We start from the raw sequence: 24,954 nt of genomic DNA, 5'->3' as shown, positions 1-24,954 counted from the left end.
GCAATGGGCTGGTGTGGCACGGCCCGGATGCACTACAAGATGGCAGGTGGCGCGGTGAGCCGCATCCGGCGGCGTGGCCGCCCGGAATGCACCAATACCACGGGGTCGAATGTTTTTTTCCTTCAGAGGGCAGCGTCGGAAAACCAGCACTCGGATGGGTAGCCCGGCCGGCCGCGTCGATCGCAAGCGCCGTTCCGTCATGAGGCTCGGCGCGCTGGCCGCGTCGGTTGGCGTGGGAGTCGCCACGACCGCGTTGGTCGGTGGCAATACGCGTCTGGGTGGCTCGGGCAGCGGCGGGAACACCCGCTTGCCGGTGTCGATCAAGGGCGCGTCGTCCGATACGGGCACCGCGTCGATGACTACGGTGCTGCTGGTGTTTCCCGACCATTTTTCGTTTCGGCACGATGAGATATTTGTTGCCGTGCTGGGCCGCGCCCCATGGGCGCCAGATGTATTCGGCTATGTCGACCCGGTGCGCGGCACGTTTCATCCGACGGGAAACGCAGCCGATTTCCGGCTTGACAGCGCGACGATGACGTTCAGCGTGTCGGCATTGCGTCGCGACGGCGGCCAGCCACTGACGCTGACCATCCCGCCGCTGGTCAGCGGCCGTGTGTATTTCGCATTCGGGCACGGGTTCGACGCAATGCCGCCCTTCGGCGCGAGTGGGCCATCCAATGGCGTGGACAATCCGGTGCTGTACGACAAGTTCGAGTTGCATACCGCTGATCACCCTAACTTTCACCTGACCAATGACGATTTCTGGTCTGTGCCCTTCACGATCTCGGCCATCGACGCGAACACCGGGACGCGGCGCGTTGTGGGTTATCCGCACCGGCGCGCCGACATGATCGCCGCGTTCGATTCGATACCTGTGCCCAACGCGGCGGAGCCGTTCGGCAACCCGAGCATCTTCAAGGCGCTGCAGGTGAGCGCGAGCGATGGCCGGATCACGCGAATACTGTCGCCCAAGCAGGCCAGGTTCGCCGACTGGGGGGGAGACGATGCGACGCGGTTGGCTATGGCGCAGCGCTTCACGCACTTCTGGGATCGCTACGTCAACGAGTTGTGCTGGCGGCCGAATCGCCGCTTTTCCTTCTACGGCAGGGACCTGGCTGACAAGCGGGTATTCTACGGCCGCGTCGCGCCCGACGGCATGACGCTGTCACTGTTCACCGATGCGGCGTACACGGTACCGTATCGTGTTCCGACGCTGCCACGGCCCAGCGCGCGCTGGGGACAGCCTGACTATTCCCCGGTCGGTGGCGATCCGTCGCTGTTTCATAATACGGATTCGTCTATTGGCCCGATCGACTGGGGATTCCTGCTGGCCGGCAACGCCGGCGCGCAGGCCGGCGAGGGCGCGTATTGGGCGAGCGATCCAGCGGCGGTCGCCATCGCGATGTCGATCTGTCGTGGCGTCATGCACCTGGACGACGGCTGCGTGTCATGGATCGATCCGGCGCAATTTTACAACGGCGCGGGTCATGGCGTGGGTACGCCGCGCTTGCCGATCTTCTGGTACGCGAAGTTGCTGCACGCGTTCGGCATCGATGCACGAGCGTATGCGTTCTCCTATGATGACGTGTACGGGGCCGATCCAGCCGTGTATTTTGGCGGTTGTCCCGAGTTGATCGTGCAATTCGGTCAGATGTGAGGCGCCCGGCGCGGCCGCGCGCACTGACAACGCGCCGCCTGCGGTTGCAGTACAATCCGGGTCTGGAATCAGGATCGAACAATGCATTGGCAGACCCGAACCGCTTTTTCGACCGTTAAGCCGCGCTGCAACTGGCCTGCGCCGTCGGCCATCGAGCGGCTCGCGCATAGCTCGCGATCGTGCCGCTGCCGGTGATACCGGCGAAGCCTCGCGCCGTCTATGCGGGTCCACAAGACCTCGTGGCGACAGAGCAGGCGCCCGTCAGGCTTCCCACCCCCAGACCTTGCAGACAACAGCGCGTCAGCGCGCCGTCGGCGCTCACGTCCCGCGACAGCCTGGACGCGCCGGCCAACTGAATTGCAGAACATGAACGCACCTCAAGCCTTCGATCCTCATGGCGCAGCTGCCGCCGTTGCGCTGGATACCGAGCCGCGCTTGCGCGAGATTCCCTACAACTACACGTCGTTTTCCGATCGTGAAATCGTCATCCGCTTGCTGGGCGACGATGCGTGGCGCACGCTGGACGAGTTGCGTGCCGAGCGGCGCACCGGACGTTCGGCACGGATGCTGTACGAAGTACTCGGCGACATCTGGGTCGTGCGCCGCAATCCGTACTTGCAGGACGATCTGTTGGACAACTCGAAGCGCCGCGCGATGCTGATTGACGCGCTGAACCATCGGCTCAACGAGATCGACAAGCGCCGGCATGCCGATCTGCGTGAGCACGGCGACGGCGCGGGGCACGAACGTGCGGCCCGCGTTGGCTCGCTGGTCACGGCCGCGCGTGGCGCGGTGGACGCGTTCGCGGCGCAGTTCGAGCAGATTGCCGCGCTGCGACGCCGTGCGACGCGCGAGCTGCGGCGCTGGACCGAAAAGGACAACATCCGCTTTGACGGGCTCTCGCGCGTGTCGCACGTGACCGATGCGACTGATTGGCGCGTCGAGTATCCGTTCGTCGTGCTGACGCCGGACACTGAAGCGGAAATCGCCGGCCTGGTGAAGGCCTGCTTCGAGTTAGGCCTGACGGTGATTCCGCGCGGCGGTGGCACGGGCTATACCGGTGGAGCGGTGCCGCTCACCCCGTTTTCCGCAGTCATCAACACCGAGAAGCTTGAGCAACTCAGCCCGGTCGAATTGACCGAGCTGCCGGGTGTGCCAGGCAAGGTCGCGACGATCTTCTCCGGCGCCGGCGTTGTGACGCGGCGCGTCACGCAGGCCGCCGAGCAGGCCGGGTACGTGTTCGCCGTGGATCCGACCTCGCTTGACGCATCGTGCATCGGCGGTAACATCGCGATGAACGCCGGCGGCAAGAAGGCCGTGCTGTGGGGGACCGCGCTGGACAATCTCGCGTGGTGGCGGATGGTCGACCCGGATGGCAACTGGCTCGAAGTCACGCGCGTCGGCCATAACCTGGGCAAGATCCACGACGTGCCGAGCGCCACTTTCGAACTGCGCTGGTATGACGGCAGCGCGGCGCCCGGCGAAAAATGGTTGCGCAGTGAGACGCTGACCATCGAGGGCCGGCGCTTTCGCAAGCAGGGGCTGGGCAAGGACGTGACCGACAAGTTCCTCGCGGGTCTGCCTGGCGTGCAGAAAGAAGGCTGCGACGGACTGATCACGTCGGCGCGTTGGGTGTTGCACAAGATGCCGGCCCATACGCGCACCGTCTGTCTGGAGTTCTTCGGGCAGGCGCGTGATGCGATCCCGAGCATCGTCGACATCAAGACGTACTTGTTCGCGACCGCAAAGGCGGGCGGCGCAATCCTGGCCGGGCTGGAGCACTTGGACGAGCGCTATCTGCGCGCCGTCGGCTACGCGACTAAGTCTAAGCGCAACGCATTGCCGAAAATGGTGCTGATTGGCGACATCGTCGGTGACGATGCGGACCGGGTCGCCGAGGCGGCATCGGAAGTCGTGCGCATGGCCAACGGCAAGAGCGGCGAGGGGTTTGTCGCGGTCTCGGCCGAGGCGCGCAAGCGCTTCTGGCTGGACCGCTCGCGCACGGCGGCGATTGCCAAGCATACCAACGCGTTCAAGATCAATGAAGACGTCGTGATTCCGCTGAACCGGATGGGCGAGTACACCGACGGCATCGAGCGGATCAACATCGAGCTGTCGCTGAAGAACAAGCTGCAGCTGGTGGAGGCGCTCGAGGCGTTCTTCACCGCAGGCAATCTGCCGCTGGGCAAGAGCGATGACGCGAACGAGATTCCCAGCGCGGAGTTGCTGGAGGGTCGTGTCGCGCAGGCGCTGGCGTTGCTGCGCCAGGTCCGCGCCCGTTGGCAGTATGTGCGCGACAATCTCGACGCGCCGCTCGCGCAGGCGCGCCAGCGGCTGCTCGAGTTAGGCTGCGAGGCGTTGGCCGAGCAGTTCGCGGACCGGCTCGATGTGCAGCCCGACGCGAGTGTGTTCGATCTCGCGCAGGACCGCACGATCCGGATCTCGTGGAAGCGGGAGATCCGCGCCGAATTGCGACAGATCTTCAACGGTGGGGCGTTCAAGCCGATCCTGGACGAGGCGCAGGCGGTCCACAAGCGGGTGCTGCGCGGCCGCGTGTTCGTTGCGCTGCACATGCATGCCGGCGATGGCAACGTGCATACGAATATCCCTGTGAACTCGGACAATTACGAGATGCTGCAGGACGCGCACACGGCCGTGGCGCGGATCATGGCGCTGGCCCGATCACTGGACGGCGTGATCTCTGGTGAGCACGGCATTGGCATTACCAAACTAGAATTTCTGACCGACGCGGAGATCGCCGAATTTCGCGCGTACAAGCAGAAGATCGACCCGCAGGGCCGCTTCAACAAGGGCAAGCTGCTGGATGGCGCGGATCTGCGCAACGCGTATACGCCGAGTTTCGGCTTGATGGGCTACGAGTCGCTGATCATGCAGCAGTCCGATATCGGCGCAATCGCTGATTCGGTCAAGGATTGCTTACGTTGCGGCAAATGCAAGCCGGTGTGCGCGACGCACGTGCCGCGTGCGAACCTGCTGTATAGCCCGCGCAACAAGATCCTAGCGACGTCGCTGCTGATCGAGGCGTTCCTGTATGAGGAGCAGACACGGCGCGGTGTGTCGATCAAGCATTGGGACGAGTTCAATGACGTCGCGGACCACTGCACCGTATGCCATCAGTGCGTGACGCCGTGTCCGGTCAAGATCGACTTCGGCGACGTGACGATGAACATGCGCAACTTGCTGCGCAAGATGGGCAAGAAACACTTCAATCTCGGGCAGGCTGCGGGCATGTTCTTCCTGAACGCGACCAATCCGCAGACGATCCATGCTGCGCGCGTAGTGATGATGAACATCGGCTACAAGGCGCAGCGCGTGGCCAGCGACGTGCTCAAGGCGCTCGGACGCAAGCAGACGCAGCGCCCATCGGCGACCACCGGCCGTCCCAGGGCGGTTGAACAGGTGATCCACTTTGTGAACAAGAAGATGCCGGGCAATCTGCCGAAGAAGACGGCGCGCGCGTTGCTCGATATCGAGGACAACAAGGTGGTGCCGATTATCCGCAATCCGAAGACCACGACAGTGGATACGCAGGCGGTGTTCTACTTCCCCGGTTGCGGTTCGGAACGTTTGTTCTCGCAGGTCGGGCTGGCCACGCAGGCAATGCTGTGGGAGGCCGGCGTGCAGACCGTGCTGCCGCCGGGATACTTATGCTGCGGCTACCCGCAACGCGGCGCCGGGCAGTATGACAAAGCCGAGAAGATCGTGACGGACAACCGCGTGCTGTTCCACCGGGTCGCGAACACGTTGAATTACTTGGACATTAAGACGGTCATCGTCTCGTGCGGAACCTGCTACGACCAACTCGCCGGCTATGAATTCGACAAGATATTCCCCGGCTGCCGCATCATTGACATCCATGAATTCCTATTGGAGAAGGGCCTCAAGCTGGATGGCGTGTCCGGTGTGCGCTACATGTATCACGACCCGTGCCATACGCCGATCAAGACCGTGGACCCGGTGAAGCTGGTCAACGAGTTGGTCGGCAGCCAGAAGCAGGGCTACCGGATCGAGAAGAACGATCGCTGCTGCGGCGAATCGGGCACGCTTGCGGTCACGCGTCCGGACGTGTCCACGCAAGTGCGCTTTCGCAAGGAGGAGGAAATCCGCAAGGGGGCGGCCAGATTGCGCGACATTCCGATTGCGGCAGCGCCGCTCGGCGCCACCGGCGTGCCGGCCAATGGGACCGCCGGGCCCGTGACCGGTACCGGTGTGGAGGCGCCGCGCGCCGCGTTCGACGGCGACGTGAAGATCCTGACCAGCTGCCCGTCATGCCTGCAGGGATTGTCGCGCTATAACGAGGACGCCGGCATCGAGGCGGACTACATTGTCGTGGAGATGGCTCGCCATCTGCTCGGCGAGAACTGGATGGCCGACTACGTGCAACGGGCGAACAGCGGCGGCATTGAACGGGTGCTTGTATGAACGCCGGTACGCCTGGGTCAGCCGACGCTGCGTCGCGCGACGCGGCATCGTGCGTGTTCTGCGCGCAGGAGGGGGGCGTTGTGTGGTGGCGCGACGCGTGGCTGCGGGTGATCGAGGTGCGCGGCGAGCCGGACTATCCGGGATTTTGCCGGCTCGTGTGGAACGCGCACGTCACCGAGTTCAGCGACCTGTCGGATGACGAGCGCGAGCACCTAATGCGTGCGCTGGCCGCGGTTGAGCGCGCATTGCGCGCGACGTTGAATCCGGACAAGATCAACATCGCGAGCCTGGGCAACATGGTCGCCCACCAGCACTGGCACGTGATCCCGCGCTTTGCCAACGATCCGCACTTTCCGGCGCCCGTGTGGGCTGCCCGGCGCCGAGAGCCGTGCGCGCAGCAGCATGCCGCACGCGTTGCGGCGGCGGCCGGCGTCGGCGTCGCGGTGCGCGATGCGTTGCAGCGCGAATTTGGCTGAACTGAAACGGAGTCGACGATGGCTGGTTTGTCTCCCAATACGCCGGTGCCGACCGGCATCGTCGTGCATTCGGCGTCGCGCGTGCTGGAACTGCGCTATGCGGACGGCGCATGCTACAGGCTGCCTTTTGAGTACCTGCGGGTGTGGTCCCCGTCGGCTGAGGTGCGCGGGCACGGCCCGGGCCAGGAAACGCTGCAGACCGGCAAGCGCGATGTGACGATCGTGTCAATCGAGCCAGTCGGTCACTACGCGTTGCAGCCGACGTTCTCCGACGGGCACCATTCCGGCATCTATTCGTGGGATCTGCTGTACGATCTCGCGACCCGGCAGGCCGAATACTGGCAAGCCTATCTTGACAAGCTGGCGGCCGCCGGCGTGGACCGCGACGCGCCGATGGGCGACGCGTCGCGCGCGCGCGACGACCGCCACCACTGATATCCCTATACGCATTACCGCGGCGTATGCCGCGCTCTTTCACGCAAGGAACCGCCGCCATGACGAAGACCCATTTCGGTTATCAGACCGTCGATGAGAGCGAGAAGCCACATAAGGTCGCCGGAGTGTTCCATTCCGTGGCCTCACGCTATGACGTGATGAACGATTTGATGTCGGGCGGACTGCACCGCGTGTGGAAGGCCTTCACCATTGCCCAGGCTGGAGTGCGTCCTGGCTACCGCGTGCTGGATCTGGCTGGCGGCACGGGCGATCTGGCCAAGGCGTTTGCCCGACAGGCCGGACCGTCCGGACAGGTATGGCATACCGACATCAACGAGTCGATGTTGCGTGTGGGGCGCGACCGCCTGCTCGATCAGGGCATCATCACGCCGACGCTATTGTGCGATGCGGAGAAAATTCCGTTTCCCGACCATTACTTCGACGTGGTGAGTGTCGCGTTCGGGCTGCGCAACATGACCCGCAAGGAGGTCGCGCTTGCCGAGATGCGCCGCGTGCTTAAGCCTGGCGGCCGGCTGTTGGTGCTGGAATTCTCCAAAGTGTGGCAACCGCTGAAGAAATTCTACGATGTGTATTCATTCAAGGTGCTGCCGTGGCTCGGCGAGAAAGTGGCGCGCGATCCCGACAGCTATCGATACCTGGCCGAGTCGATTCGGCGGCACCCGGATCAGGACACGTTAAAAACAATGATGGAACAAGCTGGACTGGACGCCGTCAAATATTACAATCTGTCAGGTGGCGTTGTTGCACTGCATGTCGCCACCCAATACTAGCGACCGTCCAGGAGATCAGATGTCGGCCCAGTCCCGTTTTTCCAGTCATTCCCCCCATTTGCCCGCTACCGGCGCACCGCGCCTGAGTGCGCGCATCAGCCGTCGGTTCGGCGCGATTGCGGCAGCCGGCTTGTTGGCCATCGGCTCGTTCAGCGCATTCGATGCAGACGCAAAGCGCATGGGCGGCGGCCGCTCGATCGGCAAGCAGTCGCAGATCACGCGGCAGGCGACGCTGCCCGCACAGCCGAACGCGCCGCGGCAGGGCACGCCATCACAGCCCGCACAGGGCGCGCAGTCGGCCCGCGGGCAAACCCCGCCTGCCGCGGCCCAACCCAAGCGTAATTGGCTGGGGCCACTCGCGGGCTTGGCCGCTGGCTTTGGGCTGGCGGCCTTGTTGTCGCATTTTGGACTCGGCGGCGCGTTGGCCAGCGTATTGAGCAACGTGATCCTGATTGCCCTGGTTGCCTTCGTCGGTCTGTGGCTGTTCCGCAAGTTCGCGAATCGCAACGCGCGGCCTGCTGCCGCTTATGCGCACGGTGGCTTCGAGCCGCCTTCTGGTGCGTCACTGCGGCAATATGACGCGCCGGCGGCCGCGCCGTCGCAGGTACCCGCAGCGAGCGGCTTGGGCCAAGCGGGCGTCGCACCCGATGGCCAGGCCCGCGTCACCGCGGATACGAGTGTGCTTGACGTCCCCGCGGTGCCAGCCGGCTTTGATGTCGACGCATTCATGCGCCAGGCAAAAGTGGCGTTCGTGCGGCTGCAGGCGGCTTGGGATGCCGGCAATCTCGACGACATCCGCGAGTTCACGACGCCCGAAATGTTTGCCGAGATTAAGCTGGATTTCGATTCGCGCCACGGTGAAAACCGCACCGACGTGGTGCAATTGAATGCCGATTTGGTCGGCGTCGAGGACCGGGGCGGCAACGAGTACGTGGCGTCGGTGCGCTTCCATGGTCTGCTGCGCGAGGCCCAGGGTGCGGCGGCCGAGCCGTTCGCCGAAATGTGGAACTTAAGCCGCAACGTGCGCAGCGGCGAAGGCTGGGTGCTGGCTGGCATCCAGCAGCTGTCCTGACGATCTGGCTGCGTGAAACCGGGCGGCGCAGGCAAGCGCCGCAACGGACGTTACAATAACAGCCCGCGCGAGCGCCGCTTGCGCGGGCTTTCTTTCTGCCCCGATGACCATTGCCGCTAAGTCCTTCGTCGCCGTCGTCAACCATTTACTGATCCGCGAAGCGTGGGCGCGCGAGCGCCTGCTTCCGTACGCGGGGAAAACCGCGCGGCTGGTATTGTCTCCGGTCATGCTCGAGTTGGCTGTGCAGGGCGACGGCATGGTCGCCGTGCTGCAGCGTCCGCCCGCCGGCGCTGCGGCGCCGGCACCGGCCGCGGCGCCTGGTGAGGTGCGTGAGGCGCGGGCCGAGGCGCCACACGCGGCGCGGGACGATGCGTCGGCGTCGCACGCGCCTGTGCCCCCGACGGTCGACGTGACGATCACGGTGCCGCCGTCGGCGTTGTCCGCGTTCGCTGCCGGTGGGCAGGCGGCGATCCTGAAGCACGTGCGGATCGAAGGTGACGCGGAATTCGCGGCGACGATCGCGAAGCTCGCGGAGCATTTGCGCTGGGATGCCGAGGAGGATCTCGCGCGTCTGATCGGTGACGTGCCCGCGCACCGCATTGCGTCGGTGGTGCGGACCGTCGCGGCCTACGCGCGCCGCGCCGGACGGGGCGGAGTCGATTCGCTGATTGAATACCTGCTGGACGAGGACCCGCAACTAGTCCGCCGCGCACGATTCGAGCAATTCAGCGATGAGCTCGCGCGCGCGCGCGACACGCTGGCTCGGGTCGAGAAGCGCATCGAGCGCGCCGAGCGCGGCGTCGCGACGCGCCCGGGCGCCGCCGCGTTATCCCCGGGGGCACGCTCCCGTTCGGCTGACGACCTGCACTGATCCGACCGCCCATGCGAATCCTGCGTTTTTTCAAAATATTATTGACGGTCTATCGCTTCGGGCTCGACGAGGTGATGCTAGGGCACATTGCCGACTGGCGCGTGAAGCTGCTGGTGCGCGTGATGACGTTCGGCCGTCCGATTCAAATTCCCCGCGCGCAGCGGCTGCGCCTGGCACTAGAAAGTCTTGGGCCGATCTTCGTGAAGTTCGGCCAGGTCCTGTCCACGCGGCGCGACCTGTTGCCGGTGGATATCGCGACCGAGCTGGCGAAGCTGCAGGACCAGGTCCCGCCATTCGATTCTGCGGTGGCGATCGCGTTGATCGAGAAGTCGCTGGGCAAGCCGGTCGATGTGCTGTTCGACGCGTTCGAACGGGTGCCGGTGGCCAGCGCTTCGATTGCACAGGTGCACTTCGCGCGCCTGAGGAGCGGCACGCACGCCGGCAAGCCCGTGGCGATCAAGGTGCTGCGCCCCGGCATGCTGCCGGTGATCAACTCCGATCTTGCGCTGTTGCGTGACATTGCGCGCTGGACCGAGCGGCTGTGGGCCGACGGCAAGCGGCTGCGGCCCCGCGAGGTGGTGGCGGAGTTCGACAAGTACCTGCACGACGAGTTGGATCTGATGCGCGAGGCGGCGAACGCGAGCCAGCTGCGCCGCAACTTTGCCGGACTGGATCTGCTGCTGGTGCCGGAGATGTACTGGGAGTATTGCACGTCGACGGTGATCGTGATGGAGCGGATGATCGGCGTGCCGATCAGCCAGGTGGACACGCTGCGCTCGGCCGGCGTCGACATCCCGAAGCTTGCGCGGCAAGGTGTGGAGATTTTCTTCACCCAGGTGTTTCGCGACGGGTTCTTCCATGCGGACATGCATCCCGGCAACATCCAGGTGAGCTTGGACCCGGACCATTTCGGCCGCTATATCGCGCTGGATTTTGGGATCATCGGCGCGCTGTCGGATTTCGACAAGAACTATCTGGCGCAGAATTTCCTTGCGTTTTTCAAGCGCGACTACCACCGGGTCGCGACGTTGCACCTGGAGTCCGGATGGGTGCCGCCACACACGCGGGTCGAGGAACTGGAGAGCGCGATCCGCGCGGTGTGCGAGCCGTACTTCGACCGCGCGCTGAAGGACATTTCGCTTGGCCAAGTGCTGATGCGACTGTTTTCGACGTCGCGGCGCTTTAATGTCGAGATCCAGCCGCAATTGGTGCTGCTGCAAAAGACGATGCTTAACGTCGAGGGCCTGGGCCGCGCGCTGGACCCGGAACTCGATCTGTGGAAGACGGCCAAGCCGTATCTCGAGCGCTGGATGAACGACCAGATCGGCTGGCGCGGTTGGGTCGAACGGCTGAGAATCGAATCGCCGCAGTGGAGCAAGACGCTGCCGCAGGTGCCGCGCCTGGTCCATCATTTGCTGTCCCGGCATCACGATCAGCCGCCGCGTGCAACCGAGGATCTGATGCGGCGGATACTGGCCGAGCAGCGACGCACTAACCGTTTGCTACAAGGGATGCTGGTATTCGGAGTGGCGGTTGGCGCCGGCGCGTTGCTGGCCCAATTCGGGCTGGCGTTCGTGGGCGGTATCTAGTCGTGTATCGGAGATCTCAATGAACTCATCTAGCGGCTTGTGTCGCGATGGCGGGCCTGGCCCGCAACAGGACGTGCCGTGCAGCGCCGCAGGCGCCGTCCCGCCGGCGTTTTCCGAGCGCGTTGCTCGCCGGGTTTTTCTTTGCCGGTGCGATGCCGAAGGGCCCGCCGTTTGGCTTCGAACGCGACGTGCTGCTCGTGCTGCTGAGCCCGTCGTTCGAACGGGTGGACGCGCGCTCGGTCAGCGGTTCACTGCCGGTGTTCGGCCAGCATGAGCGCTGGATGAGTTGGCGCCGGCGTGCGTAAGACGTCATTATTTCCGGCTATAATTCAAGGCTTTGCGAGATTCTTTAGGGGTGATGGGGCGATGCCGATCTATGCATATCGTTGCGGGTCCTGCGGCTTTGAGAAAGACGTGTTGCAAAAACTCAGCGATGCACCGCTGAACCAGTGTCCCGAGTGCGGCCGCGACACGTTCCGCAAGCAGGTCACCGCGGCGGGATTCCAGTTGAAGGGCTCCGGCTGGTACGTGACCGATTTCCGTGGCGGTAACTCGGGCGGCAATAATAAGTCCGCAGGCGGGGAAGGCGACGCGAAGGCGGCGCCCGTCGCGAAGGAGGCGGGCAGCGGCAGCGCGGACGGCGCGGCCAGCGCCGGTGCGTCCACCGCGCCGGCTGCGGCAGGCAGCGCGGCGCCGTCGTCCAATGCAGGCACGTCTGCCTGAGCATCGATCCATGAAAATCAAGACGACCAAGAAGACGCTGAAGAACGTATTTCTGACCGGGCTGCTGGTGCTCGTGCCGCTGGCGATCACCCTGTGGGTGCTGGGGCTGATCATCGGCACGATGGATCAGACGCTGCTGTTGCTGCCCGAGGCGTGGCAGCCGGAGCGCGTGTTCGGCTTTCGCCTGCCCGGCCTGGGCGCGGTGCTGACGCTGGCGTTCGTTTTCGTGGTCGGCCTCTTGACTCAGAACTTGATCGGGCAGACGCTCGTCAACTGGTGGGAAAAGCTGCTGGCCCATATTCCCGTCGTTGGTCCGTTGTACACGAGTGTCAAGCAGGTATCCGACACGCTGTTGTCGTCCAGCGGCAATGCGTTCCGCAAGGCGTTGCTGATCGAATATCCGCGCAAGGGTTCGTTCACGATTGGTTTTCTGACCGGAATCCCAGGCGGCGATGTCGCCAACCACTTGAACGGCGATCATGTCAGCGTCTATGTGCCGACCACGCCGAACCCCACGTCAGGCTTCTTCCTCATGGTGCCGAGAAACGAGGTGGTGGAGTTGGACATGACGGTGGACGCCGCGCTGAAGTACATCGTGTCAATGGGTGTGGTGGCCCCGGTTGCGTCGCCGGTGCCGGCCGTCGCGCCGCCGCGCCGTCCCGTCGAGCCGCTGCTCTGATTATTGCGGGCGCAGCCCGCGCGCCGGCATGATGCCGGTCGCGCCGCCGGCGCCCATCTTTACGAACGAAAGACGAACATCATGTCGATGAGATCTGAATATTGTGGTCAGGTGACTGAAAAACTGCTGGGCCAATCGGTGTCGCTGTGCGGTTGGGTGCATCGGCGCCGCGACCATGGCGGTGTCATCTTCATCGACCTGCGCGACTGCGAGGGACTGGTCCAAGTGGTGTGCGACCCGGATCGGCCGGACATGTTTAAGACCGCCGAAGAGGTGCGGCATGAGTTCTGTGTGCATGTGGTCGGCATCGTGCGGGCGCGCCCGGAAGGCACCCTCAACGCGAACCTGACCAGTGGCCAGATCGAGGTGTTGTGCCACGAGCTGACGGTACTCAACGCATCGGTGACGCCGCCGTTCCAACTGGACGACGAGAACCTGTCGGAGACTACGCGTCTGACGCATCGCGTGCTGGACCTGCGCCGGCCGCAGATGCAGCACAACTTGCGTTTGCGCTACCGTGTCGCGATGGAGTCGCGCAAGTACCTGGACGAGCAGGGGTTCATCGACATCGAGACGCCGATGCTCACGAAGAGCACGCCGGAAGGCGCACGCGATTACCTAGTGCCATCGCGCGTGAACGCAGGGATGTTCTTCGCGTTGCCGCAGTCGCCGCAGCTATTTAAGCAGCTACTGATGGTGGCCAACTTCGACCGGTATTATCAAATCACGAAGTGCTTCCGCGACGAGGACCTGCGCGCGGACCGGCAGCCGGAGTTCACGCAGATCGACTGCGAGACGTCGTTCCTGAACGAGCAGGAGATCCGCGACCTATTCGAGGCGATGATTCGCCATGTGTTCAAGACGACGATCAACGTCGAGCTCGCTGATCCATTCCCGGTCATGCAGCATGCGGAAGCGGTGCGCCGCTTCGGCTCGGACAAGCCCGACCTGCGCGTGAAGCTAGAATTCACCGAGTTGACTGACGTGATGAAGGACGTCGATTTCAAGGTGTTCAGCACGCCGGCGAACACGAAAGACGGCCGTGTGGCCGCGCTGCGCGTGCCCAACGGAGCGGAGTTGACGCGTGGCGATATCGACGGCTATACGGACTTCGTGCGCATCTATGGCGCAAAGGGGCTCGCGTGGATCAAGGTCAACGAGGTAGCCAAGGGGCGCGACGGCTTGCAAAGCCCGATCGTGAAGAACCTGCATGATGCGTGCATTGCGGCGATCCTCGAGCGTACTGGCGCGCAGGACGGCGACATCCTTTTCTTCGGCGCGGACCGTGCCAAGGTGGTCAACGACAGCCTCGGCGCGCTACGGCTGAAAATCGGTCACTCGGCGTTTGGCCGCGGTGCCGGATTGGTCGACGAGGGTTGGAAGCCGCTGTGGGTCATCGATTTCCCGATGTTCGACTACGATGACGAGGACAATCGCTGGGTTGCCGCGCATCACCCGTTCACCAGCCCGAAGGACGAACACCTCGAATATTTGGAGGTCGATCCGGGCCGGTGCCTTGCAAAAGCGTACGACATGGTGCTCAACGGCTGGGAAATTGGCGGCGGTTCGGTGCGGATTCATCGCGAAGACGTGCAAAGTAAGGTGTTCCGCGCGCTGAAGATTAGCCCGGAGGAAGCGCGTGCGAAGTTTGGCTTCTTGCTCGATGCGTTGCAATACGGCGCGCCGCCGCACGGTGGCATTGCATTCGGCCTGGACCGAATCGTCACGATGATGGCGGGTGCGGATTCGATTCGCGACGTGATCGCGTTCCCGAAGACCCAGCGTGCGCAGTGCCTGCTCACGCAAGCGCCGAGCGAGGTGGATGAGCGTCAATTGCGCGACCTGCATATCCGGTTGCGTAACGCCGAGCCGACGAGCGCGTAGGGCAGCGCGCGGCGCAGGTTGCCGATGTCTCGGCCGTTCAAGATCCCGGAGTCGGTGCTCGTGGTGATTCACACCGCCCTATTGGATGTGCTGGTCATCGAACGCGCCGATTGCCCCGGTTTTTGGCAATCGGTGACCGGTTCAAAGGACACGCCCGACGAGCCGCTCGCGCTGACCGCGGCCCGCGAAGTGTTCGAGGAGACCGGCATCACGGTCGGCACGGCGCAGGTGCCGGCCGACGCGCTGCTTGATTGGTGCCATGCGATCGAGTACGAGATCTACCCACAATGGCGCCATCGCTATGCGCCCGGCGTGAAGCGCAATATCGAGCACTGGTTTAGCCTTTGCGTGCCGCACTCCATTGATATTACGCTGGCGCCGCGCGAGCACGTCGCGTATGCGTGGCTGCCCTATCGGGACGCCGCGGCGCGTTGTTTTTCGGCATCGAATCGCGACGCGATTCTGCAGTTGCCGGGACGACTCGCTGTCAGTTGAGCGGAGCGCGGCAACGGTGGCCACCATCGGGCGTCTGGTTCAGCTTCGACAGACGATGTTGGGCGGTCATCGTAAGCCTCGGTTGCGCTTGACCGCCGGCAATGACGTGCGGATCTTTGGATCGGGCACCGCGCTGTTCGATGCGTTAATCGAGCGGATTGACGCGGCCGAACACGAGGTCGCGCTTGAGACGTATATTTTCCGCGACGATCCATGTGGCGCGCGCGTTAGCGCGGCGCTGGCGCGTGCCGCCGCGAGGGGTGTGCGCGTGCGGGTGATCACTGACGGCATCGGCACCCCGCGCAGTGAATTGCTACGTGCATGGCGCGATGCCGGCATCGAGCACCGCATCTACAATCCGGGCGTCTTCAGTGTCCGCTTCGGATTTTCCCGCACCCATCGCAAACTGGCTGCCGTTGATCGACGCTATGGTTTCTGCGGCGGACACAATGTTGTGGACGACCGGCTGGAGGCGGGCCGTCCGTTGCCATTTGCCCGATGGGACTATTCGGCCGAGGTGATCGGTCCCGCCGTCGTGGATCTGGTCGAGGCGTTCGATCTGCAATGGCGACGTATCCGCCAAGCCCGGATTCCACCGCCGCCGGCGGTGCCGCACGAGTGTGCGGCGCACGGGTTGGGCGCCATTCCAGCAACCGATGCCGCGGTGGCTCGCCGCTCAGCCGCTGTCGGCCGCGGCCCATCCGGCGATGCCACGTCGCGTACCGCTCGGGCGCGCCGCCGCATGCTCGGGGCGCTCGACACGCCGACGGACGTACCGCAGGTCGCGTTCGTCGCACGCGATAACGTCAATAATCGGCGCGCGATCGAGCGCGCCTATCGTCTGGCGATTCGACAGGCGCGTGACGAGATCCTGGTGGCGAACCCATACTTCGTGCCCGGACGCCGGATGCGTCGTGAATTAGTCCGCGCAGCACGCCGTGGCGTGCGGGTGTCACTCGTGATTGGACGCAACGAATTTGTCGCGCTGGACTACGCGGTGCCGTTTCTCTATCAGTCGTTGCTGCGCGTCGGTATCCGGATTGCCGAATATGACCGTACGATGCTGCATGGCAAGGTCGCGGTGATTGATGGCGTTTGGGGCACGATCGGCTCATCCAACCTCGATGCGCTGTCGTTGGTGCTCAACCATGAAGCAAACCTAGTGTTGTTCCGACATCCCGAGGTGGCCGGCATGCGCGCGGCAATCCTCGAAGCCATGGAGCAATCGCACTCCATCGATCCGCAGCGTTACGCATCGCGGCCGTGGCTGGTGCGGCTGGCGAACTGGATCGCGTATAACGGCTATTGGCTCGCAATGAAGCTGCTCACCATCGGCGGTTACGATTGACAATGCAATCCCAATAAAGGCCAGCATCGATCGATGCTGAACGGTTGAGCCGGCGGCGTGGCCGTATACACGCAGGGTCTGTCGTTATCGCATCGCAAGCCTGGCCGTTCTTGATCCGGTGCGCAAAATCACTTGAAATGGCGCACTCACGGGTTCGACGGTGCGCCGCCACGCAGCGCCCCGCCGCGCGCAGCGGAGCACAGGCACCGGATAAGGGGTCATCGCGCTGTACAGCACGGTCGTGCTTGTTAGACACTCGTTTCTAATAAATAGCTTGTTTCCGCAGGCGGCCGCCCACAATAATAGTACGGCCGTTCTATTTTGCGGTGCAATGAACGGACGGTAAAAAAATGGCGATGCGAAAAGGCGAACAAACCCGTGCGGCGATCCTAGATGCGGCATTGGATCTGGCGAGCCGGGACGGGCTCGAGGGGTTGACGATCGGTTTGCTGGCCGAGCGCATGCAGATGAGCAAAAGCGGGGTGTTTGCGCATTTCGGTTCGCGCGAGGATTTGCAAGTTGAGGTGATCCGGGAATATCACCAGCGCTTTGAACAGGAAGTGTTCTTCCCGGCGATCCGGGAGCCGCGTGGGTTGCCTCGCCTCAAGGCGCTGGTCGGTCGATGGATGGAAAAGCGGATTCAGGAGGTCACCACGGGTTGCATCTACATCAGTGGCGCCGTCGAGTACGATGACCGAGCCGCCGGGGCCGTGCGCGAGGAACTCGCGCGCAGCGTCAATACTTGGCGCGCCGCGCTGATTCGCGCCATCTCGCAAGCCAAGAATGAAGGGCACCTGCGTGCGGACACCGACCCGCGGCTGATGCTGTTCGAGTTGTACAGCGTGACGCTCGGGCTGCACCACGATACGCGTTTCCTGCGCTTGCCGGATGCGGTCGAGGTTGCGTGGCGCGTGCTCGACAAGGTTTTTGTGTCGTATCAAAGCGACGCTGGTCGCTGACGCGGGCGGATCACCCCGTGCATCGCCGGCGCCTTAGCCAAAACGGAGAGAGTCATGGGACAGTACGCTGCACCGTTGCGCGACATGCAATTTGTCTTGCATGAATTGCTGAACGTCGAAGCCGAACTGAAGCAACTGCCAAAGCACGCGGACCTGGATGCCGATACGATCAACGCGGTGCTGCAAGAGGCAGGTAAGTTCTGCTCCGAGGTCCTGTTTCCGTTGAACCAGGTTGGCGACCAGCAGGGTTGCACGTACGTCGGCGATGGCGTGGTGACCACGCCCGAGGGCTTCAAGCAAGCGTACCAGCAGTATGTCGAGGCCGGCTGGCCGGCGCTGGGCTGCGATCCGGCCTATGGTGGTCAGGGCTTGCCCGCGTTCGTGAACAACGCGCTGTACGAGATGCTCAATTCGGCGAACCAGGCATGGACCATGTATCCTGGCTTGTCGCACGGCGCGTATGAATGCCTGCACGCGCACGGCACGCCCGAGCTTCAGCAGCGGTACCTACCAAAGCTGGTATCCGGTCAGTGGACCGGCACGATGTGCCTGACCGAGCCGCATTGCGGTACTGACCTCGGGATCCTGCGCACGCGAGCCGAGCCTAACGGCGACGGTTCGTACTCGATCACCGGCACGAAGATTTTCATTTCGAGTGGCGAGCACAACCTCGCCGACAACATCGTCCACCTGGTACTCGCGCGGTTGCCGGACGCGCCGGCGGGGACCAAGGGCATTTCATTGTTCATCGTGCCCAAGTTCATCCCGGACGACAACGGCGAGCCTGGACAGCGCAACGGCGTCCAGTGTGGCTCGATCGAGCATAAGATGGGCATCCATGGCAATGCGACCTGCGTGATCAACCTGGATGGCGCCCAGGGCTGGCTGGTCGGCGAGCCGAACAAAGGCTTGAATGCGATGTTCGTGATGATGAATGCGGCGCGGCTCGGCGTGGGCATGCAAGGTCTGGGGCTGACCGAGGTCGCGTACCAGAACTCGCTCGCCTATGCGAGGCAGCGGCTGCAGATGCGCTCGCTCAGCGGCCCCAAGGCGCCGGACAAAGCAGCCGACCCGATTATCGTGCACCCGGATGTGCGACGCATGTTGTTGACGCAGAAAGCCTACGTCGAGGCGGGTCGTGCGTTCACGTACTGGGCGGCCCTGCAGATCGACAAGGAGTTGTCGCACGAAGACGAGGCGGTGCGCCGGGACGCGGCTGACCTGGTTGCGTTGCTCACGCCGGTCATCAAGGCGTTCCTAACCGACAACGCGTTCGAGGCGACCAACAACGCCATGCAGGTGTTGGGCGGCCATGGTTATATCGCTGAGTGGGGCATCGAGCAATATGTGCGCGATGCGCGCATCAACATGATCTACGAAGGCACCAACACGATTCAGGCGCTGGACCTGCTGGGGCGCAAGGTGCTCGGCGACATGGGCACGAAGCTGAAGAAGTTTGGCAAGCTCGTGCAGGAGTTTGTCGAGGCCGAGGGCATCAACCCCGCTATGCAGGAGTTCGTCAATCCGCTGGCGGACATCGGCGAGAAGGTACAGAAGCTGACAATGGAAATCGGCATGAAGGCGATGCAGAACCCGGACGAGGTCGGCGCCGCAGCGGTCCCCTACCTGCGCACGGTCGGGCATTGGGTGTTCTCATACTTCTGGGCGCGCATGGCCAGTCTGGCGTTGGACAAGCAGGGCAGCGGCGACCCGTTTTATCGGTCCAAGCTCGCGACCGCACGGTTCTACTTCGCGAAGCTGTTGCCCGAGACGGCCTTCACGATCCGCGCCGCGCGTGCGGGCGCCAAGCCGCTGACCGACATCGACGAAGCGCTGTTTTAACGGATGTGAGCAGGCTCTAATTGGAGAGACACGTGAGCAATCTGATCATTCGCAAGGTGGCGGTGCTGGGTGCCGGCGTGATGGGCGCGCAGATCGCGGCGCACCTGATCAACGCGAAGGTGCCGGTGCTGCTGTTCGACCTGCCCGCGAAAGAGGGGGCCAAGAACGGCATCGCGCTCAACGCGATCGAGCACCTGAAAAAGCTGTCGCCGGCGCCGCTTGGCGTGAAGGACGATGCCGCGCATATCGTCGCCGCCAACTACGAGGACGACCTGGACAAGCTGCGCGAGTGCGACCTGGTGATCGAGGCGATCGCCGAGCGCATGGACTGGAAGCACGATCTGTACAAGAAGGTGTCGCCGTATATCGGCGAGAAGGCAATCTTCGCGACCAATACGTCGGGGCTGTCGATTACCCAGCTCTCGGAAGGCTTCTCCGATGACCTGAAAGCGCGCTTTTGCGGCGTGCACTTTTTCAATCCACCGCGGTACATGCATCTGGTCGAGCTGATTCCGACCGAGCATACGCGCCCGGAGATACTCGATCAACTCGAGACCGTGCTCACCAGCGTGGTCGGCAAGGGCGTGGTGCGCGCCAAAGACACACCGAACTTCATTGCGAACCGCGTCGGCATCTTCTCGATTCTCGCGGTGATCACCGAGGCAGCCAAGTTCGGACTGCGTTTTGACGAGGTCGACGACCTGACCGGCTCACGGTTGGGCCGCGCAAAGTCGGCCACGTTCCGTACCGCCGACGTGGTCGGCCTGGATACGATGACGCACGTCATTAAGACGATGCAGGACAACTTGGCCAGTGATCCGTTCTTCTCGGTCTACCAAATGCCGCCGGTGCTCGCCGCGCTGGTGGACAACGGAGCGCTCGGACAAAAGAGCGGCGCGGGGTTCTATAAGAAGGAAGGCAAGGCCATCAAGGTGCTGGACGCGAAGACCGGCGAGTACGTGGACAGTGGCGCCAAGGCCGATGAGCTAGTCGCCCGCATCCTGAAGCGTGCGCCCGCCGAGCGGCTAAAGCTGTTGCGCGAGTCCACGCATCCGCAGGCGCAATTCCTATGGTCGATTTTTCGTGATGTGTACCATTACATTGCCGTGCATCTCGAATCGATTGCCGATAACGCGCGCGACGTCGACCTGGCGATCCGCTGGGGCTTCGGTTGGAGCGAGGGGCCGTTTGAAGGGTGGCAGGCCGCCGGCTGGAGGCAGATTGCGCAATGGGTCCAGGACGACATCCGCGCCGGCAAGGCATTGGCCGACGTAGCGCTGCCGGCATGGGTGCTGGAGGGCCCTGTCGCAGAGCAGGGCGGCGTGCATACCGCACAGGGCTCGTGGTCGCCGGCGCGGCGTGTGTTTGTGCCACGCAGCACGCTGCCGGTCTACCGCAAGCAGGTGTTCCGTGCGCCGCTGCTTGGCGAGGCCAGCAACGATCCGCGCACGTATGGCAAGACGGTGTTCGAAACCGATGCGGTGCGCGCATGGGTCGACGAGCGGGCCGGCGAGGACGATGTGCTGATCCTGTCGTTCAAGTCGAAGATGAATACGATCGGGCCGAGCGTGATCGATGGCATCACGCAGGCAATCGATGTTGCTGAACAGCAATATAAGGCACTGGTGATCTGGCAGCCGACGTCGCTCAAGCTCGGCGCGCCGGGCGGCCCATTCTCCGCTGGCGCGAATCTTGAGGAAGCGATGCCCGCGTTCATGATGGGCGGCGCCAAGGGCATCGAGCCATTCGTGCAGAAATTCCAGCAGGGCATGCTGCGCGTGAAGTACGCGAATGTGCCGGTGGTATCGGCCGCGTCGGGCATTGCGCTGGGGGGCGGCTGTGAACTACTGTTGCATAGCGCCAAGCGCGTCGCCCACGTGGAGACCTATATCGGGCTGGTCGAGGTCGGCGTGGGGCTGGTGCCGGCCGGCGGCGGGCTCAAGGAGGCGGCGTTGCGCGCGGCTCAGGCTGCGGCCGACGCGGGCGCGATGGGCAATCTGCTGCAGTTTCTGCAAAAGCCTTTTGAGGCGGCAGCGATGGCGAAGGTGTCATCGTCCGCGCACGACGCGCGCGCGCTCGGTTATTTGAAGCCGTCAGACACAATTGTCTTTAATGTGCACGAATTGCTCGACACCGCAAAGAACGAAGCGCGCGTGCTAGCGGCGGCCGGCTATCGCCCGCCGTTGCCGGCCAACGCGATCCCAGTGGCGGGACGTTCGGCCATTTCAACCATCAAGGCGTCGCTGGTCAACATGCGCGACGGGCGTTTTATCAGCGAACACGATTTTCTGATCGCCTGCCGCATCGCCGAGACGATCTGTGGGGGAGACGTCGAAGCGGGCAGTACCGTTGACGAGGCGTGGTTGCTCGCGCTCGAGCGCCGCGCATTCGTTGCGCTGCTCGGTACGCAGAAGACGCAGGAACGGATCATGGGCATGCTGCAGACCGGCAAGCCGGTGCGGTAACTAACGCGGCCCGACAAGGAGTCTGAAGATGAGCAAACAAGTGCAAGATGCCTATATCGTCGCGGCCAGCCGCACGCCGATCGGCAAAGCGCCGCGCGGTGCTTTCCGCAATACGCGCCCTGACGAGTTGCTGACTCACGCGATCCGCTCGGCCCTCGCGCAGGTGCCGGCGCTCGATACGAAGCTGATCGAGGATGCCATCGTCGGCTGTGCGATCCCGGAGGCGGAGCAGGGCCTAAACGTCGCGCGTATTGGCGCGCTGCTGGCTGGCCTGCCGCCCAGTGTTGGCGGTGTCACGGTGAACCGCTTTTGTGCGTCCGGCGTGACCGCGCTGGCGATGGCGGCCGACCGCATCCGTGTCGGCGAAGCGGATGTGATGCTCGCCGGCGGCTGCGAGTCGATGAGCATGGTGCCGATGATGGGCAACAAGCCTTCGTTGTCGCCGCATATCTTCGATGCCGACGAGCATATCGGCATTGCCTATGGGATGGGGCTGACCGCCGAGCGCGTGGCGCAGCGCTGGAACGTGTCGCGCGAGGCGCAGGACGAGTTCTCGCTGCGTTCGCACCACAAGGCGTTGGCCGCTCAGCAGGCGGGTGAATTCGCCGACGAGATCGCGCCGTACACGGTGACGGAGCGCGTGCCGGATCTGGCGAGCGGCCAGATCGTCGTGAACTCGCGGGAGATCGCGCTGGACGAAGGGCCCCGTGCCGACACGACGCTGGAAGGGCTGGGCAAACTCAAGACCGTGTTCGCGAACAAGGGCACGGTGACGGCTGGCAACAGCTCGCAGACCTCGGATGGCGCCGGGGCGCTGATCGTGGTGTCGGAGAAAATCCTTAAGCAGTTCAACCTTACACCGTTGGCGCGCTTCGTGAGCTTTGCGGTGCGTGGTGTGCCGCCGGAGATCATGGGCATCGGCCCGAAGGAAGCCATTCCGGCCGCATTGAAGGCCGCCGGCCTGGCGTTGCAGGACATCGACTGGATCGAATTGAACGAGGCGTTTGCCGCGCAGGCGCTGGCGGTGATCGGTGATCTGGGGCTTGACCAGATCAAGGTGAACCCGCTGGGCGGCGCGATCGCGTTGGGCCATCCGCTGGGCGCCACGGGGGCGATTCGCGCCGCCACGCTCGTGCACGGGTTGCGTCGGCGCAAGCAAAAGTATGGCATGGTGACGATGTGCGTGGGTACCGGCATGGGTGCCGCCGGCATCCTCGAACGGGTATAACGCGCCGATGCGTCGGGACGCATACCTGGCGCGACGCGTCGCCGACTCGTGGGCAGCGCTGCGCGAGCCGTTTTTTATTCGCCGCTCGCGCGATGATTCGTGCTGGGTCGCCCTACCCCTGTGCCGCATGCGATCGGTCAAACGAGGAGACACCGGACGATGGATATCGTAATGGAACGCGTGTGCGGCGTGTTGACCCTCCAGTTAAACCGGCCGGACAAGAAAAATGCGATGACTGCCGCGATGTACCAGTCGATGGCCGACGCGCTCGCGCAGGCTCGCGACGATGCGTCGGTGCGCGCGATCCTGATTCGCGGTCGTGACGGGGTGTTTTGCGCAGGCAATGACCTAGAGGACTTCATGCAGCGGCCACCCTCCGGGCCGGATGCTCCCGTGTTCCAGTTCCTGCAGCAGATCAGCACGGCGGCTAAGCCGATCATCGCCGCGGTGTCGGGCCCGGCGGTCGGCATCGGCACGACGCTGCTGCTGCATTGTGACCTGGTTTATGCGGCCGACGACGCGCGCTTCTCGCTGCCGTTCACGCAACTTGGGCTGTGTCCCGAGGCAGCGTCGAGCCTGTTGCTACCGCGGTTGGCCGGCTACCAGCACGCCGCGCAGAAGCTGCTGCTCGGCGAGCCGTTCGATGCGCATGAGGCTCAAGCGATCGGCATCGTGAACCGGGTGCTGCCGCTTGCACAATTGCACCCATTTGCGCTAGCGCAGGCGGCGAAGCTCGTGGCACTGCCCGCGTCGTCGCTGCGCGTGACCAAGATGTTGCTCAAGCAGGACGCGCAGGCGCAGGTCGCGCAACGCATTGCCGAGGAGGCGGAACAATTCGGCCGGATGCTGCGCTCACCGCAGGCGCGCGAAGCGATGAGCGCGTTCCTGCAAAAGCGCAAGCCGGACTTCGCGCCATTCGAGTGACTGCCACGCCGCACGAACGCCGGACAACGGGCTGCGATATCGCACGGCGCTGCTACGGCTCGCCGTTGGCCGCGCTCATCTAGCGGGGCAGTGTCGGCGCGCTGTACTCGACGTAGCCGGATTTGCGACAAAAACTGACCAGTCGGATGCCGGCTTTGGCCGCGATCGACACGGCGAGCGAGGTCGGCGCGGAGATCGTCGCCACCATCGGCACGCTCACGCGCGCGCATTTACGCACCAGTTCGTAGCTGGCTCGGCTCGACAGGAACACAAAGCCGTCGCGCATGTCCTCGCGCGCGAGCACGAGTTGCCCGATCAGCTTGTCCAGCGCATTGTGCCTGCCGACATCCTCGAACGCATAGCGGATCGTGCCGTGGGCATCACACCATGCGGCGGCGTGCACGCCGCCGCATGCCTGCATTAGCGGCTGGTGAGCCGGTAATTCCCGCACCGCGCGCGCGAGCGCATCCGTGGCCAGACGCTGCAGGAAACCGGTATGCTCAACGCGTTCCGGCTCCAGGTTGAGCAATTGCATGCTCTCGATGCCGCACACGCCGCAACCAGTCCGTCCGGTCAGGGCGCGGCGCCTGTCCTTCAGCGACGCGAACGCATGCTGCACCAGCGTGAGCTGTACCTGCGCGTAGCCCTCGTCGTGCGTCAGCACCTCAATGTCATGGATTTCGCTGCCTGACGATACGATTCCCTCAGTCAGCGCAAAGCCGACCGCGAACAAATCCAAGTCCCGCGGCGTGCACATCATCACAGCGTGCGAGATCCCGTTAAATACCAGCGCCACCGGTACTTCGTCGGCGACGACATCGTGCTCTACCCGCCGCTCGCCGGCTGCCGTGCGCAGTACGGGGCGCTCCAGCAAGCCGGATTTTCCAGTATCGGCGTCGATGTCGACCCCGGTGCGGGGGGGCGAGCCTGTATCGGTATTGGCGTCGAGGTGGGTACTGTCGGGGCCAGAGCCAGAGCCAGAGCCAGAGCCAGAGCCAGAGCCAGAGCCAGAGCCAGAGCCAGAGCCAGAGCCAGAGCCAGAGCCAGAGCCAGAGCCAGAGCCAGAGCCAGAG

At 63.9% G+C, this 24,954-nt stretch carries 19 protein-coding genes and 1 pseudogene; 19 read left to right on the top strand and 1 reads right to left on the bottom strand.

The features are described from left to right. Positions 1-199: 199 nt before the first annotated feature. From KQH60_RS13145 to KQH60_RS13055, 19 genes and pseudogenes are all read left to right on the top strand, one after another. The gene (locus tag KQH60_RS13145) at positions 200-1,657 is read left to right on the top strand and encodes a beta-1,3-glucanase family protein (protein ID WP_237576878.1); all 1,458 of its coding nucleotides are present in this window, start codon (positions 200-202) and stop codon (positions 1,655-1,657) included. 366 nt (positions 1,658-2,023) lie between these two features. Then, positions 2,024-6,100, top strand: a complete 4,077-nt coding sequence (locus KQH60_RS13140) for a DUF3683 domain-containing protein (RefSeq protein WP_237576877.1) — start codon at positions 2,024-2,026, stop codon at positions 6,098-6,100. After that, the gene (locus KQH60_RS13135; RefSeq protein WP_237576876.1) at positions 6,097-6,576 is read left to right on the top strand and encodes an HIT family protein; all 480 of its coding nucleotides are present in this window, start codon (positions 6,097-6,099) and stop codon (positions 6,574-6,576) included. The genes KQH60_RS13140 and KQH60_RS13135 overlap by 4 nt, the downstream gene beginning before the upstream one ends. Before the next feature lie 18 nt (positions 6,577-6,594). Then, a complete protein-coding gene (locus KQH60_RS13130) occupies positions 6,595-7,011 on the top strand; it encodes a gamma-butyrobetaine hydroxylase-like domain-containing protein (protein WP_237576875.1) in 417 nt (138 codons plus the stop codon). Positions 7,012-7,070: 59 nt separating this feature from the next. Beyond that, the gene (gene ubiE / locus KQH60_RS13125) at positions 7,071-7,802 is read left to right on the top strand and encodes a bifunctional demethylmenaquinone methyltransferase/2-methoxy-6-polyprenyl-1,4-benzoquinol methylase UbiE (protein ID WP_237576874.1); all 732 of its coding nucleotides are present in this window, start codon (positions 7,071-7,073) and stop codon (positions 7,800-7,802) included. Positions 7,803-7,821: 19 nt separating this feature from the next. Beyond that, a complete protein-coding gene (locus KQH60_RS13120; RefSeq protein ID WP_237576873.1) occupies positions 7,822-8,874 on the top strand; it encodes a Tim44 domain-containing protein in 1,053 nt (350 codons plus the stop codon). 103 nt (positions 8,875-8,977) lie between these two features. Further along, positions 8,978-9,745: an SCP2 domain-containing protein gene (locus KQH60_RS13115; RefSeq protein WP_237576872.1), complete on the top strand. Its 768-nt coding sequence runs from the start codon at positions 8,978-8,980 to the stop codon at positions 9,743-9,745. A gap of 11 nt (positions 9,746-9,756) precedes the next feature. Then, positions 9,757-11,334 (top strand): ubiquinone biosynthesis regulatory protein kinase UbiB, encoded by a 1,578-nt coding sequence (gene ubiB / locus KQH60_RS13110; RefSeq protein ID WP_237576871.1) that lies wholly within the window; start codon positions 9,757-9,759, stop codon positions 11,332-11,334. 119 nt (positions 11,335-11,453) lie between these two features. Further along, positions 11,454-11,639 (top strand): annotated as a pseudogene (locus KQH60_RS13105) (hypothetical protein); the annotation flags it as partial. Positions 11,640-11,700: 61 nt separating this feature from the next. Continuing rightward, a complete protein-coding gene (locus KQH60_RS13100; protein ID WP_237576870.1) occupies positions 11,701-12,057 on the top strand; it encodes an FmdB family zinc ribbon protein in 357 nt (118 codons plus the stop codon). Positions 12,058-12,067: 10 nt separating this feature from the next. Next, positions 12,068-12,736 (top strand): DUF502 domain-containing protein, encoded by a 669-nt coding sequence (locus KQH60_RS13095; RefSeq protein WP_237576869.1) that lies wholly within the window; start codon positions 12,068-12,070, stop codon positions 12,734-12,736. An 81-nt stretch (positions 12,737-12,817) separates the two neighbouring features. After that, entirely contained in the window at positions 12,818-14,620 is a 1,803-nt protein-coding gene (gene aspS, locus KQH60_RS13090) for an aspartate--tRNA ligase (protein WP_237576868.1), read from the top strand. A 24-nt stretch (positions 14,621-14,644) separates the two neighbouring features. After that, positions 14,645-15,115, top strand: coding sequence for a dihydroneopterin triphosphate diphosphatase (gene nudB / locus KQH60_RS13085; protein WP_237576867.1), 471 nt, complete (start codon positions 14,645-14,647; stop codon positions 15,113-15,115). A 55-nt stretch (positions 15,116-15,170) separates the two neighbouring features. Continuing rightward, positions 15,171-16,463, top strand: coding sequence for a phosphatidylserine/phosphatidylglycerophosphate/cardiolipin synthase family protein (locus tag KQH60_RS13080; protein ID WP_237576891.1), 1,293 nt, complete (start codon positions 15,171-15,173; stop codon positions 16,461-16,463). 356 nt (positions 16,464-16,819) lie between these two features. Next, complete coding sequence (locus tag KQH60_RS13075) at positions 16,820-17,422, top strand: TetR/AcrR family transcriptional regulator (RefSeq protein ID WP_237576890.1); 603 nt, start codon at positions 16,820-16,822, stop codon at positions 17,420-17,422. A 54-nt stretch (positions 17,423-17,476) separates the two neighbouring features. Continuing rightward, positions 17,477-19,264: an acyl-CoA dehydrogenase C-terminal domain-containing protein gene (locus tag KQH60_RS13070; protein ID WP_237576866.1), complete on the top strand. Its 1,788-nt coding sequence runs from the start codon at positions 17,477-17,479 to the stop codon at positions 19,262-19,264. A 32-nt stretch (positions 19,265-19,296) separates the two neighbouring features. Continuing rightward, entirely contained in the window at positions 19,297-21,729 is a 2,433-nt protein-coding gene (locus tag KQH60_RS13065) for a 3-hydroxyacyl-CoA dehydrogenase NAD-binding domain-containing protein (RefSeq protein ID WP_237576865.1), read from the top strand. A gap of 28 nt (positions 21,730-21,757) precedes the next feature. After that, entirely contained in the window at positions 21,758-22,957 is a 1,200-nt protein-coding gene (locus tag KQH60_RS13060) for an acetyl-CoA C-acyltransferase (protein WP_237576864.1), read from the top strand. 159 nt (positions 22,958-23,116) lie between these two features. Then, positions 23,117-23,881, top strand: a complete 765-nt coding sequence (locus KQH60_RS13055) for an enoyl-CoA hydratase (RefSeq protein ID WP_237576863.1) — start codon at positions 23,117-23,119, stop codon at positions 23,879-23,881. Between the two features lie 79 nt (positions 23,882-23,960). Here KQH60_RS13055 and fdhD read toward each other — a convergent pair whose 3' ends face one another. Next, complete coding sequence (gene fdhD, locus KQH60_RS13050) at positions 23,961-24,737, bottom strand: formate dehydrogenase accessory sulfurtransferase FdhD (RefSeq protein WP_237576889.1); 777 nt, start codon at positions 24,735-24,737, stop codon at positions 23,961-23,963. Positions 24,738-24,954: the final 217 nt, after the last annotated feature.

The organism is Mycetohabitans sp. B8 (assembly GCF_021991875.1).
Taxonomy (GTDB): domain Bacteria; phylum Pseudomonadota; class Gammaproteobacteria; order Burkholderiales; family Burkholderiaceae; genus Mycetohabitans.
Note: the sequence above shows the minus strand (reverse complement) of the source record. Positions and strands in the feature narration are given on the sequence as shown.